This is a genomic window from Limosilactobacillus reuteri (assembly GCF_020785355.1).
Classification (GTDB): Bacteria; Bacillota; Bacilli; order Lactobacillales; family Lactobacillaceae; genus Limosilactobacillus; species Limosilactobacillus reuteri_I.
Genome location: NZ_JAJGVH010000062.1, coordinates 33,125 through 50,551 on the forward strand (window position 1 = coordinate 33,125; position 17,427 = coordinate 50,551).

The following is a 17,427-nucleotide window of genomic DNA, read 5'->3' on the forward strand; positions in this document are numbered from 1 at the left end:
TAATTTATTATTTCTAGATTTATGTGGGAAACACGTGATATTGTGATGATAATCACTGCTTGTGCATTAGGTGAACGTTAGATAAATAAGAGTTTTTTGCGAAAAAACATTTAATCATCCTAAATCTTAGTTAACATTTTCACAACAGGTGTGATATAATACTTACAAACAAGAAATCCACTTGTTTATTTAAGTTAGATAAAAGACTCTTCATTGAAACAAAGCATCCCTTTATCCAATTAACATCAACAACATTATGTTTCATCGATGAGTTTACTAAGTTAAAAGCCTGATTTTTCCTGCACAGTTAAATCAGGCTTTTGTGTTTGCCTTAATTATTGTAGTTTTGCTTATCAACGTACAAAAATAAAACATATCTTATATGAATGTCTATAAATTTAAATATAGCAAAAAGTTATTTTTGGCAGGCAAATTTACCTGTTATAAAATGATAATTATTTTCACAAATAAAGCGTAATCCCTTATTTATCAAGCTTTTAAACTAGTGAAATGCTGAAAAAGGTGTGCTAAGATATTAGCTGCTAATTTATAAGAAGAAGGGGAGAATATTCTTATGATTCGGCGACATGTTGTAGAATCGGGGCTTATTGCGCTTTGTGTAATATTGACTGCAATTGTGTTAATGATGTGGTGGGCGTCCCAATACTCACATTTTATTACAACGGCGATGATGATTATGATCATTTTAGGCTTAGTGATGGGGAGTTTGGTGCCGAATATCGTTTTAACCTGGCTTGCAATCGGCTTAACAACGATTGGTAGTGCCATTTTATTGCTAGGTTATGTGGTAATGGATAATTCGATCAAAATAATGCTACTGTTTGCCTTTCCAATTACCGCAAGTTTGGCGTATTTCAGTCGGTACATTATTGGTGAGTGGGGCTGGCTTGACCGCAATCGTGCAGAGATAGAAAGCTATGCGACCCACTATAATCAAATAGTAAAACTTCAGACGGCCTATAATGCTAATAAGATTTATGAAAAGGAACTTCAATTCATTATTAAAGAACAAATTGCTGATTTGTGGATTGATGTTACAGCGATTCACTGGGTTCATAATCACCAAATACGGCAATTTCATCATAATGATTACAACTATGCTCTTCAGCAAATTGCGAAAGTCTTAAAACGGCGCCGATTACCATCTGAAGCCTTGTACTATTTAGAAGATGGTACTTTTTTAATTTTGTCATATCATTTACCAGATATTACATTTGCTTATCAGAATCAAAGCACGCGTGCAGGACTTGATGAATTACAAATTAATAATTCAAAGCCTCAATTTAAATGGGGACATTTGAAAGTTGATGATATTAATGCGACTTCATTTAAGAATCTGGAAAGTGTAATGCGTCATATTGAAAGAGATATGGAAACAGACCTTGTCGTTGAGTATTTAAGAGGGGTTCAGAGATAATGGTAAGGATTTTCTTTTGGTTGGCGCTGGTGATTACCCTGATCTTTTTTGTTCAGGCATTAATATTTGCTGTTCTTCAATGGATGATTTATTTTCGCGTTGAACAGACAACACTAAATGTAAAAAGGGAAAGGAAAAAGCAATGATCGAGTTTGTAATGATTGTGACCCTGATCTCAATTTGGAGTTCGCTATTAATGTCATCTATTACATTGGGTGGGGCAGTTCACTTTTGGCTTGAGCATAGTAGAAAAATTGTGGATATTGTCCCATTGAAACGATATCCATTAATTACGATTGTCGTTCCCGCCCATAACGAAGCAGTAGTTATTGCTCAGACGACCCAAGCGATCCTTGAATTAAACTATCCAGCAGATAAGGTCGAATTATTAATCTTTGCGGATAATTGCAATGATCAAACTGCTCAACGGGCCCGAACAGTGTTACAGCTTCCAAAATATGAAAATAGGGCGGCAAAGGTAATAGAACGTCATGGCAGCGGAGGGAAAGCGGGTGTCTTAAACGATGCTCTTAAACTGGCTCATGGTGAATATATTGGCGTTTACGATGCCGATGCAATGCCCGAAAAAAACGCTCTCTATTTCTTAGTACGAAAAATCCTCGAAAATCCAACACGGTACGTTGCAGCATTTGGCCGGAACAAGACACGCAATGCTGAACAAAACTTTTTGACGAAGTGCATTAATCAAGAAATTGTTGTTACCCAACGGATCCAGCACTGTGCAATTTGGCATTTATTTAAGATTGGCCGGATTCCAGGAACTAACTTTATCATTCAAAATAAATATGTCCGTTCAATCGGGGGCTGGGCAAATGGAGCCTTAACAGAAGATACTGATATTTCATTTAAAATTATGCAAAGTGGCAAACTAATCGCGCTAGCTTATAATTCGGAAGCCTTTCAACAGGAGCCTGAACGTCTGCATGATTATTACTATCAGCGTTTACGGTGGGCAAAGGGAAACTACCAAGTTGTCCTTAAAAATTTTAAGTACCTCTTTAGAAAGAGCAATTGGCGAGTAAAGTTAGAAACTTTTTATTATTCCTGTACTTTTTTCTGGTTTAATGCGGCAATCGTCCTTTCTGATGCGATCTTTTTAGCGAACGTAGGCTTTTGGATTGCTCATCTTTTTAATCCACGGGTAATGATTCCCTTTACATTCGGGGAAAGCAACATCTTAATCGCCCAACTTTTGCTTTTTAATTGGTTATTAATGATAATCTTGTATATTTTACAAATTACAACAGCAGCAGCTACACAATTTGGGCAAGCGACGAATAAACAAATCTGGTTGGCGCTTGCTTCATACTTTACCTATTCGCAATTATTTATAATTGTTTCGATTCATGCGGTAATCTCCGTTGCACTTGATCGACTATTACGGCGTGACGGGACAAAGTGGGTAAAGACTAAGCGGTTTGCTGACTAATAAGGGGATTAGTTATGAAACGTCCAGTATATATTTGGCTTCTTACGCTCGTTGTTGCAGTTATTTATATTGCAACGCTCGCGTTTGTAAGAATAAAGAATCCTGAACATATTCAATACGAAGCTTATCGTCGATGGCAGGAGACATATTTGGTCCGCAAAAATAGTAAGCAAACGTTTGTTAATACCAGCAACGATCAAAAACATCCGGTTGCATTATCAGAAGGCCAAGGCTACGGACTGCAAGTAGTATCTCGTGCTGCTGAAAAGGGCTGGGCAAGTGAAAATGACTTTGATAAGTTGCTTAACTATTACCTTGCACATCGCGATTATGTTGGTGAACACCATGACCACCTAACTTACTTGATGGCCTGGCGTCAGTCTTATAATAAAAAGGGGCAATGGGTCGATGATCATAATAGTGCGACTGATGGTGATCTTTACATCGCTGCGGCTCTTCACCAGGCTGCAAAAGTTTGGCCACAAAAAGCACCTTATTATCATAAGCTAGAGCAACAGATTGCCGCTGATATCTTGAAATATGAATATAACCCAACCACGCACATGCTAACAGTGGGTGATTGGGTTACGAAGGATTCTAAGTTTTATTATTTATTGCGAACCTCTGATGTAATGCCGACAATTTTTGATCATTTATACGATCGTACTCACGATTCAAGGTGGCAGATGATCAAAAATAATATGCTTGACCGGCTGACTGCATTAAGTAAACAGCACCAAACAGGACTAGTACCTGACTTTGCCTGGGCTCGACCAGGAAGTACCAAGCCGGTGGGACCGAATACGGTTGCTGGAAAATATGATGGAGACTATAGTGCCAATGCTTGTCGGGTTCCAATGATGTTGGCAAAAAGCAATGATCCACGGGCTCAGAAAGTCTTAAATAAAATGATGAGGTTCTTCAGTGAACAGTATTATATTACAGCCGGTTATTCATTAAACGGTCACCGATTGGTTAAATATCAATCAAATAGTTTCAGTGCGCCGATTTTTTATGCGGTTAGCTGCAATCGTAATGAAGGGTATGATAATCTGTTTGCTAGTCAGAAACACATTTTCAGTAAACCCTTAACAGAGAAGAATTACTATGATGTGACCTTAACGACATTAGCTGCTCTTGAGGGGATGAACTAATCAATTCCTTCATCAGTGCAAAGGCCTTGTTGGTGTAATACCTTCATGATTTCATCGCGCTTGGTATAGTGGCGATCGAGTTTAGCTCCCGCAATCTGGTTGGTGAAGGAATCAATTCGTCGGTTAGCATCACGAAGGTCATAGTAGGTAGTAACTTCTTGATCATAATCGCTTAAGTCACTGAGCTTGATCTCTTTTGGATAGTCATTATCAAATGCGATGAATTTTAATGGCAGGCGGGGCTTTAGTTGAGGTTCTTGGTCAGGGACACCGATTTGTAAGCCTAAAACCGGGAAGGTCATTTTAGGAAGATTAAGAACTTCAATGATTTTTTGCGGATCATTTTTGATTGAACCGAGGGGAACGACGCCAAGACCCATACTCTCGGCAGCAACAATCACGTTTTGGGCAGCCATGATTGCATCATCAAGGCCTTGAAAGAAAATATCAGCGGTATGTAAACGGCCATCATCCTTGCCCTTTTGCTGCCGTATTTGTTGGTTACGATAAAGGTCAACTAACAAAATGAACAGGTCACCGTTTGCGCCGACATACGGTTGTTTACTAATTTCTCTTATTGCGGCACGTTTATCTGGATCAGTGATGTGCATAATTGACATCTGCTGCATAAACATACTAGTTGGCGTCTGACTAGCAACAGAGTAAAGAGTATTCAGTTGTTCTGGAGAAAGGTTTGTGGGCTTAAAGGCCCGAATTGTACGATGGTTTAATTGGTGCTTAATCGTTTCATTGATCATAAAAAAGACTCCTTTATATTAAATTGAAGGGAGTGGGACAAAAGCTGATTTAACTTGTGCCTCACTCCCTCAGTGTTTTAAAGTAAATGCTGTTCTTCCATTAATTCGCCAATCCAATTCTTCTTAATTTTCTTGAGCAGTGGTTTCTCAACAATCTTTGGAATTGGCAAGTCCATTTCTTCAAGCGGCTTTTTATCGTTCATATAATACATTGCCCGCATCAATTCGCGAATATCATAGATCGAATTAAAGACTTCTGGTACCCCGCGATCAACGTTGAGGAGACTATAAACAGCTTCCATCGCCGTCCGGACTGAATACTCAGTTGTAAAGACGGTATCCCGAGTTGGTGATTCGGCAAAGTTACCAATGAAGGCCAAGTTAGCTGATCCCTCAGGAACAACATCAGGACGATCGCCTTTTACCCGCGGCATAAAGTAGCTAGTAACGAATGGCATATAAACAGGGACGGTATTAACAGACTCTTCTTTTGCTAAATCGTCAATTAAAGCTTCTGGAACACCGAGATGGTAGAGCCATTCTTTAGTAATTTCTTCCCCAGTACAATCAACAATTCGTTTCTTGATGTAATTACCTTCTGTGTCAGAATAGAGGCCATAGATCCACACAATGGTTTCATTTGGCTTTTGACTCTTAAAATGAGGTTGCCGGTGGATGGTCCAACTCATCATCCAATTAGAATCAGTGATGGTGATAATTCCACCAGTGTTTACCTTTCCATCATGAAGATCACGCTTAGTTAGTCGTTCAATGTACGGTTCAATTTGTGGATTCTTAACGGTAGCAGTTGCAGAAATGAACCAACTGCGGTTAGGAATATTTTTACAAAAGACATCCGGGTGACCGAATGATGGCGATTGTTTAGCAATGTTTTCCCATAATTTCCAGCTACCGCCAAGGGCCCGGGTTGGTTGTGCTACCTGGTGATGACTCCCATAATTTGAACTTTCCGTGATTGAACCATTAGTAACAAATACCAGATCATCGTCAGTTAAGTTGATCGTTTTATCTTCGCCGCCTTGCTTAAGAATAATCTTTTTAGCGTGCTTTTCACCATTCTTGGTATCAACTAGGACGTTTTGAACCTGGGTATCATATTCAAACTTAACACCATGATCTTTAAGGTATGCAAGCAATGGTTTGGTCATTGATTCATACTGGTTGTACTTATTGAATTTAAGAGCAGTAAAATCAGGCAAGCCGTCAATGTGGTGGATAAATCGCATTGCGTATCGCCGCATTTCTGCTAGCGAATGCCACTTTTCAAAAGCAAACATGGTTGACCAATAAATCCAAAAGTTACTCTTGAAGAAGTCCTCAGAGAAGTAATCACCGATCGTTAAGTCGCCGAGCTGGTCTTCAGGTGTAAGGATTAGTTTCATCAATTCCTTAGTTGACTTACCGAGAAGGTATTTGCCGTCAGTCGGAACCTCATTGCCCCGTTTATAAGTTAAGCGACAATTTGAACTATTTGGATCATCCTTATCTAGCCAATAATATTCATCAAGATAAGATGCGCCAGGGATTTCCAAGGATGGAATTGAACGATACATATCCCACATACATTCAAAGTGGTTTTCCATTTCGCGGCCACCACGAGTGACAAAGCCAACATCGGGGCGATCTTGACCATCTAAGGAACCACCAGCGATTGGTAATTCTTCAAAAATATGGATGTTTTCGCCTGGCATTTGGGCGTCACGAATTAAGAAGACGGCCGCAGAAAGACCTGCTAAACCGGCGCCAACAATGTAAGCATGTTTTTTATCCACTCCCGCCGGCTTACGGGGACGAGCAAATGCTTCATAATTTCCGTTTGAATAGTACATAAAAGGATCTCCTTTCAGGAAAAGCAATCGGGTAATCTACAATTATATTGTAGCGCTTTCTCGAGATGATTTCCCGGGAAATAAAATAATGGTTTAGAATTTAACAAAAACGCTTATAATTAGTTGAGTAATATTAATACGAGGAAGGATAAAAGTGATTGAAATAAATAAACATAAATATACATTTCCCAAAATCCTGACATTTGGGTTCTTGATTGTGATTTTTATGGGAACAATCTTGCTTTCTTTGCCGTTTGCGACACGACCAGGAGAAACGACAAATTTTATGACTGCTTTCTTCACTTCAACGAGTGCAACCTGCGTAACAGGGTTAACTCTCGTGAGTACAGCTCATCACTGGACATTATTTGGTCAGATTGTAATTGCAATCTTGATGGAAGTAGGTGGATTGGGCTTTATGACATTCGCGGTCATGATGTCACTTTTGGTGCGGCAGCGAATGAGGATGTCGACACGATTGCTAACTCAAGAAGCACTTAATCTTGACCACTTATCCCAATTGAACGTGGTTTATCTTATCATTCGGCTTTCATTACTTATCCAATTAGCGGGTGGAATATTTTTGTTTTTTGACTTTTATCCGCGTTATGGACTTGGCAAGGGAATATGGTTTAGCATTTTTCACTCAATCTCAGCCTTTTGTAATGCCGGCTTTGACTTGTTTGATAATAGTATGGCAAATTATGCTAATGACCCTTATATGCTATGTGTGCTTGCTGTTTTGATTGTTGCCGGATCATTAGGATTTTTAGTATGGAAAGATATCCTCAATTATCCTAAATATCACCGGCTATCCCTGCATACTCAGTTGGCGTTACGTACTGGAGCAGTTTTATTCGTTGTTTCTGTGGTTGTTTACTTTATTACCGAGAAAAACTTAGCACAATTAAGTGATAAATTAAGTTTTTCCAACCGTATTCTCAATACTATTTTTATGGCAATCACTCCACGAACTGCTGGTTTAATCACTTTTCCTTATACTGATTTAAGTGCTGCTGGCCTCGCGTTTACTGTTATTTTGATGTTTATCGGTGGAACGCCGGGGTCAACTGCTGGTGGTGTTAAAACAACGACAATCGGGTTATTGACGATTCAGAGTTTTGCAACCCTGCGTGGTCAACGGGATACGACTTTTGCCCATCGACGTTTTACCCAAGAGAATATTTATCGCGCTTTGACATTACTGTTTGTTGCTTTATTTATTTTGCTTGTATCAATTTTGGTGCTTGTGGAAACACAAGATTTGCCAGAACATGATTCGTTAGCGTATGTTACCTTTGAGGCGGTGGCGGCCTTTGGTACTACGGGGATTTCATTAGGAATTACAACTAACCTCAACCTGTTAGGACAACTGATTATTATGTTTTTGATGTTTGTCGGCCGGGTCGGAATTTATACCGTTATGTTCTCAATCCTAAATGCAAGTACAGCAGCGAAGAATTATCGTTATCCAGAGGAGAGTGTGTTAATTGGCTAAAAAAGAAAGTTATGCTGTTATTGGAATTGGACAATTTGGAGCCTCAATATGTGAAGCTTTAGTTCAGGCTGGTCAAGAAGTATTAGCGATTGATTCTAGTGAAGAAGTGGTAAATGAATTTGCGGGGTCAGTTATGCGGGCGGTAATTGCGGACGCGCAAGATGAGGATGCTCTGCGTGACCTTGATATCGGTAGTTTTGACCATGTGTATATTTCAATCGGAAAAAATGTTGAAGCAAGTATCATGGCCACGCTAATTGCTAAAGAACTCGGGGCACCAGATGTAATCTGTCGGGCTGAAAATGTTAATCATGCGCGCGTTTTGGAGCGAATTGGCGCTGATATGGTTGTTCGACCAGAGCATGATTTAGCTAAGCGACTTATTTTCCAACAACTAAATCCAAGCGTCGTCGATTATGTCACCTTAAGTAAGGAAATAACTTTGGCAGAAGTAAATATTAATAATCCAAAGTTCTTCAATAAGACTTTAGATGAACTGGATTTTCGTAATCGTTATAATGTCAATGTGATTATCATTGTTAGTAAGGATGATGAAGTTAATCAAATGCCGCAAGCTAATGATGTTATTCAACCGCACGATAAAATTACAGTTGTTGGGCAGTTAAAGGATATTCGGAAGCTAAACGATATTGTTAGTTAAATAATGGGTGAAGAGAATTGATAGTCGTTATTGGGATCGTAGTTGTTATAGTTGTTGTAATTATTGGATGGTTGATCTGGCAAAGGCAACAGGTCTGGAAAAAGATAAGTACTGATTTATCGATACGCGGGGATGTTCAAATCCTTGACATGAGCATCGGTAATGGAAAAACGTTTATTAACCTTGCCAAGCAATTGATTGCTCCCGGCAAAATTATGGGAATAGTTAAAAATGAAAAGCAAGCACAGCAAGTGAAAGAACTGATCAAAGAAGAGGCAGTAGCTGATCGCGCGAAAGTAGAATTGACTGATAACACTAATTTGCCTTTCACTGATCATCAGTTTGACTATGTTTTGATTAGCAATTTACAGCAGGTGAAACCAGCAATTACGCAAGGACGTGTTTTGCAAGAGGCGATAAGGGTTCTTGACTTTAAGGGAACCATAGTGATTACTGCTACTACTGTGCAACGTTATCGTCAACTACTGGAATATTATCGGTTTAAAGATATTAAAGTTAAACAAATAGGTGGACAGCGCGTGATGATCGCGCGACGAAACTAAAATAAAGAAGCAGGGTTTGAACATAAATATCGTTCAGCCCTGCTTCTTTAATTCAGTTGTAAAATGAGATTGATAAAAGCGTCACACCAAAGATAAAATTTTTTAATATCAAATTACTCTCCCAAAAGTAAATAGTGCCCAGTCTTTTATTGCATCAAAAATTACAACAAAATTTATTATTATCTTACAATATTTGATTAGTTTTTTAAACACTGATAACTGAAAATGAGGATATTCACTAATGACACTATTGATTTCAAGATCCTATAAAAGAAAAATCCGAACTACAATTTCGCAAAAATTGAAAATTGTAGTTCGGATTTTCATATTTTAAAACGAAGAATTAATAATTAATTCCGGGCTTCATTTGGTGCATGTTTATTAAGATTCTTTTGTATTTGGAAGTTGTGACTTTAATAATTTTAGTATACTTTTTGATAGCTGTTCAGCTTCTTCTCTTGGGTATTGATTGAGGAAAGTTTCTAATTGCTGCTGGTATGGGCCAATATTAGTTGTATAAGTTGTTTCTTCCTTTAATAAATTTTCCATTGGTACATTAAGACCTTTTGCCAACCGATAGAGTGTTTTTGCACTAATGTTTGGTGTAGTGCCACGTTCAATTTTTGAAATGTAATTAACAGACAGATTACTTAATTCTGCTAATTGTTCTTGTGTCATTTTTAATTGATGCCTTCTAGTAGTGATATTTTTACCTATTATTTTATTCATTTTTAACCTCTGTATTGCTTTTATTTTCAAGCTTACGGAGTAATTTCGTTAAAAATAAGTTACAAGTAGATTATATCTTTATGTTCCAGTTAGAAAATATTCTAGTTGGAACATAAAGACTTGTATCAATTGGAATAGCTGGATATAATTTAATTGTTAATTCTTTTCAGAACTAGGAGGAGATTGTTAATCATGAATAAAAATACTAAGAAGGTTTTAACAACTACTGCTGTTGCTGCCGCTGCGGTAACTGCTAGTGTAACTACTACGTCTGTTGTTCATGCTGATACAGTTGATCAAGCTGCTACTCAGACAACTAACGATCAATTGAAGCAAGCTGAACAAAACGTTGATGCTCAAAAGCAAAATGTTCAATCTGCTACATCAGCTGATAACCAAGCTGCTGATGCTGTCAACAAAGCTCAAGAAGATGTCAACACTGCTTCAGATGCTGCAAATCAAGCTAGTCAAACAGCTACTAGTGATGCTCAAGCAGTTAGTCAAGCAAGTGATGCTGTTAAGACTGCACAAAATCAATTAAATACTGCATCACAAGCTGTTGCAAACCGTGATCAAGCGCAAGCAGACCTCAATCAAGCTAAGGCTGATCAAGCTGCAATTGCTAATCAAAATGCTAACGGTCAATTAAATTCAGCTGTTAGTGATGCTCAATCAGCTGTAAATGATGCACAAGCACAAAAAAATACTGCTGATCAGCAAGTTAATGCTCAGTCAGCAGCAGTTCAAACTGCGGATTCAAATGTAAATGCAGCACAAACTGCTGCAGATCAAGCTAATGCTGATCTAAATAATGCTCAACAAAATAGTAATGCTAAGCAACAAGCATTAAGTGAAGCTCAACAAGCTTTAGATAATGCTAAGAAGCAAGGCGGACAAACTTCTGAGACAAGTACGAAGAAGAGTGTTGCAGACATCTTATGGATTCCTGATAACTTTGGAACAGTGATGAAGGGTGCATTTGATGAAGGTCATCATTTGACTCAAGAACAAATGAACATGCTTAACGAGCTTTATACTAAGAACGTTAACGCCTTTACTGATAACATGGATGACATTATGAGTGACGCTGATTACGATACTACTTATGACTTAAGCGGTCGGTCATACAACGTTACTGATAAGCAAGGTAAAGGTACTAATGCGCAAGCTGAATTGGAAGTATTTGCAGCTGACGTATTAAATGCTTTCCGGAGTAAGTTGAGAATGCCGTTATTATCTGTCAGTGAAGTACTTAATCAATTTAGCAATTACTATAATGATAATGATCGTTCTGTAACCCCTCCTGCTAATGTTAATCCAACTACTATAACTGCTAATGGTCAAGCAGACGCAGCGATTTTTAATGGTGTATCGCAAGCATATCCGATCTTGGGTGAACTGAATACTTACTCCATGGATCAACTTAAGTACAATCTGTTCCTGCAATTAATGCAATTAGCATTTAAAGATGTTAGTCAATCTGGTGTACAAGGCGATCATGCTGCCACACTTCTCGGAACATCAGTCGCCAATCATAACGCTGCGTACAATGATCAGCAGTATTTGATCATTTCTCTTGCAGGTGATGCATCGCAACCTTTATCATCTTCTACGATGAACATTAGTACATTTGCTCCGACAACGGCAACTGCTAATTTATTATCAAATTATGGTAATTATACTTCCAAGCTTGACATTAATAATGGTTCATCAGCTGATTTGACTGACTTACAACACAAGATTGACCAAGCACGAACTGAATTGCAACAAGCTGAAGCTGCTGTTCAACAAGCTGAAGCTACTAAGACAGCTGCTGATCAAAAGCTGAGTGATGCTAAGCAAGCTCAAAGTGATGCTCAAACTCAATACAATCAAGCTAAGAAGGCATTAGATGAAGCAAACACTAATGTTCAGACTACTAATGACAAGCTCAGCCAAACTCAATCAGCACTTAATGATTGGACCGCTGCTAAGAAGGCTGCTGATCAAAAGGTTGCTGATTTGCAAAAGGCACTTGATAATGCTAACCCTGCAGCTGTTGACGCTGCTCAACAAGCATTAACTGCTGCTCAAGCTAAGTTGAGTGAAGCTGAAGCAAAGGCTCAAGATTCTAAGAAGGCTCTTGAAGATGCTCAAGCTAAGTTAGCTGATGCTCAAAAGACATTAGATGCTGCTAAGAACAAGAAGAGTCAAACAGCTGATGCTTTAGCTAAGGCGCAAAAGGCATTAACTGCTGTTCAAGCTGAACTTGATCGGATTAAGAACAGCCAACCATCAACACCAGATCAACCTCAAACTAAGACTGATGCTGAACAATATGGTGATGCTATTCAAATGAAGCCAATTGATGTGACTGTTAATGATCAATTACCAGAACCTCAATTTGTTAATGGCTTCCACAAGGTAGTTAAGACAACTGATTCAATGCTTGTCCTTAGCGCTTCTAAGACTGATGCTATTAGTCTCCCCGAAGGAACCACTGCAAGCTGGGTCGATGCCAATACTGTTAAAGCACACTTAGCTAATGCTGGTACTTACTACGAAGATGTTCTTGTAACATTCCCAGACGGTTCAACGACAACTGTTAAGGAACAATTGAATGTCACTGCTGCTAAGACTCCAGATCAACCAGTAACTCCAGACAAGCCTACGCAACCATCTGATTCAAACAAAGGTACTGATATAACTCCATCAACATCAACTGATGATCACCGAATGACCACTGATACAACTACACCGTCAATTTCAGCTATTAACCAATCAGCTTCTAATGCTACTGGTGCTAATACTGTTGAATCAGTAGCAAATCAGATCAATGGTACTAATGAATATATGACGCGGGAAGAATATAAAGCGCAACAAAATGCTAAGAAATTACCACAAACTGGTAATGATAGTAATCGAGCACTTAGTTTGGTAGGTTTAGGGCTAGCGACATTTGCGACGATGTTTGGCTTAAGTAAGAAGCGGAATTTCTAGGAAAGATGACAGGAGAAGAAATGGCTCAATTATTAGTATCTATTTTTGCTCCCATAATTTCTGCAGTTGTTACGATTATGGTTGTTGTTCCTGCTTCTTATCATGCAGCTATTCATAAGGAAAGCAATTGGCGGGCTAGGTTAATGGAGCTTTGTTCAATCGAAGTTATTACTGATAAGAAGATTTTGGAGTTAAGGGCGTTAGCTAATCCTTATAGAAAGCCTAATAGAGATTTAGACTTAGACAATATCATTATTAAATTCTGCGACAATTACTATAATCATATTACTGCAGAAAATTCCAAAAAAGTGGCTCGGCAATTTAGGATGATTGCAAGAACCCTTCTAAAACATGACTGGAATTATAGTAAGCATATAATATTACGGTGGAAGATAAAAAAGAAAAATAAGGATCTCGTAACTAAGCTAAAACAATATCTTGAATCTGATGAATATACTTTATAAATATTCATTTTTGAGTCCCACTATAAACGAAATAGACCTCCAAAGTTCGGTTTATTACCGAATGTTGGAGGTCTATTTTTGAACTCGCTATTTGTCTTTTATAGATGTAGCCTAGCTTATATTGCCGTCTCTTTTATTTAGTAAAAAGAAGGAACTCCATATTATTAAGTGCTTTCAAAGTTTATTGGAGCTAGCGATAACAAGCTATGATAAGTAATTAAATTAGCATTTGCTACTATTGCAAAAATAAAATATTGATTTATACCAACACCAGCAAGTTCAACCCAGTGACCAAACTAGCCAAAACATATCCAAGGACGGTTTGCCATGGTGAATTAACATGTGGTCCCATCAGTTTCTTATTGCCCGTCAAAGCAACAAGGGGATAAAGCGTAAATGGCAAGGCAATACTGAGGACGATTTGCGCATAAATGATGAGTTGCTCAAACTGCTCTTCGTTGAAATTAATCATGAAGCCGATAATTAGGATTGGCACAAGGGTTACGGCACGAGTAAGGAGGCGCCTTTTCCAGAGTGGGAGGCGAATATTGATAAATCCTTCCATGACAATTTGGCCGGCCAAGGTGCTAGTGATAGAGGAGATTAAACCAGTTACCAAAAGAGCAAAGGCAAACAACCAACTCATTAATGGACTAGCGAGGCTACCAACGATCTGAGGATTCTTTAGTCCGAAAAAGACGTCCTCAAGACTACCGAGACTTGCCGCATGAAAGAAGAGGGTTCCCCCAAGGATAAGCAGAAGGGCGTTGACGACGAAGGCCGCAAAAAGGTGAATTAATGAATCCCAATTAGCAAAACGGAGCGTTTCTTTGACTTGCTTTGGATCATGTTCATCGTAGCGTCGACTTTGCGCCAGGGAGGAATGAAGATAAATATTATGGGGCATAATCGTGGCTCCGACAATCCCTAAACTAATTAGCAACTCACTGTGATTAGTAAAAATTGTGGAACGGGGAACAAAACCGTCCATGATCGCGGAAAATTCAGGGTGGGCCCGACATACTTCAATCGCAAAAATGGCGCCGACAACCAGAATAGCAGTTAAAACGATAAATTCAATTCGGCGGATCCCGAAATGAAGGAAAAATAAGACAACTAGCACGTCCGCGATTGTTAACAGCACTCCGATAAGTAATGGCAGTTTGAATAACATGTTTAAGGCGACAGCAGTTCCTACTACTCCAGTTAAGTCCGTTGCCATCATCGCTATTTCATTAAATAACCACAGGGCAATCCGCAGGGGAGTAGGTAAACGCCGTGCAATTGCTTGGGCGAGGTCGGTTCGGGTGGTAACGCCAAGTTTGATTGATAAAGATTGCATATACATGGCAATCAAAATGGCGGTAAAAAGAACCACTAATAGCTGGTAGCGGTATTGGCTACCACCAGCAAGAGATGTTAACCAGTTTCCTGGATCCATATACCCAACGGCGACTAAAGCACCCGGTCCACTATAAGCAAGAAATTTCTGCCAAAATGCACTTTGATAGACATTTGGAACATCAACACTTCCATTGATTTCGTCTAAACTTTTCCGTTCCATTTTTATCCCTTTCGTTGTACAAGATCAGTAATAAACTGAGCAAATTCTGGTGAGTCATTGAGCGAAGGCACCATTACAAGGTTATTTCCGCCATTTTCACGAAAGACTTGATAGTTCTGCACTTGATCTTCTTCTAATGTTTCTAAACAATCCGCCACAAATGATGGAGCGACGACTAACACATCACGATGCCCAAGTTGTGCCTCATTAAGCAGCGTATTCCGGAGGTAAGGTTTTAACCATGGCATTGGGCCAAACTTAGATTGGTAAGCCATCTTAATTTGCTTTTCAGGAATGTCCAGGCGTTTAATCAGTTCCGCGGTGGCCACTTCTGTTTCATCGCGATAAGGATCACCATGATTAACCATGGCTGTCGGAATTCCATGGTACGAAATGAGTAATTTGTCATATTTCCCTTTATCCCATGCCGTTTGGATTTGCTTAGCCACTAAGTCTAAATAATCTTCTTCTGCCGAGAAACGATCAATTATTTTCGCTTCTGGATCAGCATCCTTTACCTTATCAATAATCGTTTGGGTTGTACTTTTAGTGAAAAAAGGAAAGAGCGGCAAAACTGTAATATTTTGACATTCCTTTTTCATTTCGGTAATTGTGTCGCTAATTTTAGGCTTGCCATAGGTCATTGCCATTTTGACAACCCACTCCGGCATTAATTCCTGAACCTTAGCAACCAACCGTTCTGTGTAAACAATCAATGGAGATCCATCTTTTGTCCAGCAATTACGATAAAAGGTCGCTGATCGCCATGATCGAGTTGGAAGAATAATCCCACGAAGGAGTGGCTGCCATAATGCTGGGGGCATTTCAATAACATTCCGGTCACTGAGGAATTCCTTCAAATAACGTTTAACGTCGGGAGTTGTTGGCGTATCGGGTGAACCGAGATTGACTAATAGTAGTCCGTTTTTTTTCATGTATAGCGCTCCTGTTTTATAAAATAATTCTTTTTTATTTTACACCTGTCCATGTAAATTTTCTTGACAACTTACTTTTAACTAGTTATTATTACTGTAATTTGAAATACGAGGAAATTACCAATGGAAAACAATTATTTTGTTAACGCAAATATTTGTTGTTGTGAATCGCGTCTTATGCGACTCACTTTTTGGTATACTCATTTTTAATTGAATTACTATCAAGTTGATAACACATAAGGCGAGGCTGAGAAAAAACTTTTGTTTTTTCAACAGCCTCGTTTTTTATAGGTATATTGTTACAATATCGTGGAACTAGCTTCGCGTCGCCACAAGGCTTGAGGAGGTTAATTCCCACTTACTTTTCTGAGGAAGAAGGAACTATTATGTTAGTTGAAAATACTTATGATTTGATTGGTCACACTCCCTTGATGCACTTGCCGATGAAGACTCCGAATGACGTTAATATTTATGCTAAGCTCGAAATGTTTAACCCAGGTGGCAGTATCAAGGATCGTTTGGGGATGGCGCTAATCCAGCGAGGAATGGAAGAAGGAAAAATAAAAGATACAACGACAATCATCGAGCCAACTGCCGGAAATACAGGGATTGGAGTCGCTTTAGCAGCACTAAAATACCATTTACCAGTTAAATTAGTGGTACCAGAAAAGTTTAGTTTTGAAAAGCAAACGTTAATGCGTGCATTGGGAGCCGAAGTGATTAATACTCCAAGTGAAGAAGGGATCAAAGGAGCAATTGTGGCTGCAAAGGAATTAGCTGCTGAAATCGGGGATGCTTATGTGCCTTTACAATTTCAGAATCCAGCGAATCCTGATGTTTATCAGCACACCTTGGGACCAGAAATTTTAGCTGATCTTGCTAATAAACCGCTGGCGGCCTTTGTAGCTGGTGCAGGAAGTGGTGGCACTTTTGCGGGGATTCAAAAGGCGCTCCAAGATGCTTACCCAGAATTGAAAGGCTATATTGTTGAACCAGCCGGATCGATTTTAAATGGTGGCCCAGCCCATAGTCACCGTACAGAAGGAATTGGAGTGGAGTTTATTCCACCGTTTTTCAAGGACTTAGATTATACCGGGGTAAAAACAATCAGTGATGACGCTGCATTCTATTATGTTCGCTGGGTTGCTAAAAATCTCGGCCTCTTTATTGGTAGCTCTAGCGGGGCTGCACTTGCGGCAAGTTTAGAAGTTGCTAAAGAATTACCACACGGGGCTAATTTAGTCACGGTATTTCCTGATTCAAGCGAGCGTTACCTCAGTGAACATATTTATGAGGAATAGGCATGAATATCTTTCATTTCATTACGGATCGTTCATACATTAAAGAAGAACAAAAACGAGAGCGTACTAAGCTAAATTGGTTA

14 protein-coding genes are annotated in these 17,427 nt (G+C 39.0%); 9 read left to right on the forward strand and 5 right to left on the reverse strand.

The window, feature by feature from the left end; all coding sequences use genetic code 11:
• Positions 1 to 574 precede the first annotated feature (574 nt).
• The 3 genes from LMB56_RS02865 to LMB56_RS02875 all read left to right on the forward strand — a co-directional run bounded on the left by LMB56_RS02865 (position 575) and on the right by LMB56_RS02875 (position 4,042).
• Entirely contained in the window at positions 575 to 1,438 is an 864-nt protein-coding gene (locus LMB56_RS02865; RefSeq protein WP_229284167.1) for a hypothetical protein, read from the forward strand.
• Between the two features lie 142 nt (positions 1,439 to 1,580).
• Positions 1,581 to 2,888, forward strand: a complete 1,308-nt coding sequence (locus LMB56_RS02870) for a glycosyltransferase family 2 protein (RefSeq protein WP_229284168.1) — start codon at positions 1,581 to 1,583, stop codon at positions 2,886 to 2,888.
• A 14-nt stretch (positions 2,889 to 2,902) separates the two neighbouring features.
• Positions 2,903 to 4,042, forward strand: a complete 1,140-nt coding sequence (locus tag LMB56_RS02875) for a glycosyl hydrolase family 8 (RefSeq protein ID WP_229284169.1) — start codon at positions 2,903 to 2,905, stop codon at positions 4,040 to 4,042.
• On the opposite strand, the gene LMB56_RS02880 is transcribed toward LMB56_RS02875, so the two are convergent.
• Together LMB56_RS02880 and LMB56_RS02885 are read right to left on the reverse strand one after the other, a co-directional pair.
• The gene (locus tag LMB56_RS02880; RefSeq protein WP_229284170.1) at positions 4,039 to 4,800 is read right to left on the reverse strand and encodes an NADPH-dependent oxidoreductase; all 762 of its coding nucleotides are present in this window, start codon (positions 4,798 to 4,800) and stop codon (positions 4,039 to 4,041) included. The two genes, LMB56_RS02875 and LMB56_RS02880, sit on opposite strands and share 4 nt — an antisense overlap.
• A 77-nt stretch (positions 4,801 to 4,877) precedes the next feature.
• Positions 4,878 to 6,650, reverse strand: coding sequence for an oleate hydratase (locus LMB56_RS02885; RefSeq protein ID WP_229284171.1), 1,773 nt, complete (start codon positions 6,648 to 6,650; stop codon positions 4,878 to 4,880).
• Positions 6,651 to 6,804: 154 nt separating this feature from the next.
• Between LMB56_RS02885 and LMB56_RS02890 the strand changes: the two genes are divergently transcribed.
• Genes LMB56_RS02890 through LMB56_RS02900 form a run of 3 tightly spaced genes read left to right on the forward strand, consistent with a single transcriptional unit; the run spans position 6,805 to position 9,372 of the window.
• Positions 6,805 to 8,148, forward strand: a complete 1,344-nt coding sequence (locus LMB56_RS02890) for a TrkH family potassium uptake protein (RefSeq protein ID WP_229284172.1) — start codon at positions 6,805 to 6,807, stop codon at positions 8,146 to 8,148.
• Positions 8,141 to 8,809 carry a potassium channel family protein gene (locus tag LMB56_RS02895; RefSeq protein WP_003664702.1) on the forward strand — a complete coding sequence of 223 codons (669 nt, stop codon included), beginning with the start codon at positions 8,141 to 8,143 and terminating at the stop codon, positions 8,807 to 8,809. Before LMB56_RS02890 ends, LMB56_RS02895 begins: the two co-directional genes overlap by 8 nt.
• 17 nt (positions 8,810 to 8,826) lie before the next feature.
• Positions 8,827 to 9,372, forward strand: coding sequence for a class I SAM-dependent methyltransferase (locus tag LMB56_RS02900; RefSeq protein ID WP_229284173.1), 546 nt, complete (start codon positions 8,827 to 8,829; stop codon positions 9,370 to 9,372).
• Positions 9,373 to 9,753: 381 nt separating this feature from the next.
• On the opposite strand, the gene LMB56_RS02905 is transcribed toward LMB56_RS02900, so the two are convergent.
• Positions 9,754 to 10,101: a helix-turn-helix domain-containing protein gene (locus LMB56_RS02905; protein WP_229284174.1), complete on the reverse strand. Its 348-nt coding sequence runs from the start codon at positions 10,099 to 10,101 to the stop codon at positions 9,754 to 9,756.
• Between the two features lie 192 nt (positions 10,102 to 10,293).
• Between LMB56_RS02905 and LMB56_RS02910 the strand changes: the two genes are divergently transcribed.
• Together LMB56_RS02910 and LMB56_RS02915 are read left to right on the forward strand one after the other, a co-directional pair.
• On the forward strand, positions 10,294 to 13,080 hold the full coding sequence (locus LMB56_RS02910) for an LPXTG cell wall anchor domain-containing protein (RefSeq protein ID WP_229284175.1): 2,787 nt from the start codon (positions 10,294 to 10,296) through the stop codon (positions 13,078 to 13,080).
• Positions 13,081 to 13,085: 5 nt separating this feature from the next.
• Positions 13,086 to 13,544: a hypothetical protein gene (locus tag LMB56_RS02915; protein WP_035155936.1), complete on the forward strand. Its 459-nt coding sequence runs from the start codon at positions 13,086 to 13,088 to the stop codon at positions 13,542 to 13,544.
• Between the two features lie 259 nt (positions 13,545 to 13,803).
• Here LMB56_RS02915 and LMB56_RS02920 read toward each other — a convergent pair whose 3' ends face one another.
• Together LMB56_RS02920 and hemH are read right to left on the reverse strand one after the other, a co-directional pair.
• A complete protein-coding gene (locus tag LMB56_RS02920) occupies positions 13,804 to 15,108 on the reverse strand; it encodes an Nramp family divalent metal transporter (RefSeq protein ID WP_016496550.1) in 1,305 nt (434 codons plus the stop codon).
• A gap of 2 nt (positions 15,109 to 15,110) precedes the next feature.
• Positions 15,111 to 16,043: a ferrochelatase gene (gene hemH, locus LMB56_RS02925; protein ID WP_229284176.1), complete on the reverse strand. Its 933-nt coding sequence runs from the start codon at positions 16,041 to 16,043 to the stop codon at positions 15,111 to 15,113.
• Positions 16,044 to 16,429: 386 nt separating this feature from the next.
• Here hemH and LMB56_RS02930 point away from each other — a divergent pair, with 386 nt between their 5' ends.
• Positions 16,430 to 17,344, forward strand: a complete 915-nt coding sequence (locus LMB56_RS02930; protein ID WP_229284177.1) for a PLP-dependent cysteine synthase family protein — start codon at positions 16,430 to 16,432, stop codon at positions 17,342 to 17,344.
• Positions 17,345 to 17,427: the final 83 nt, after the last annotated feature.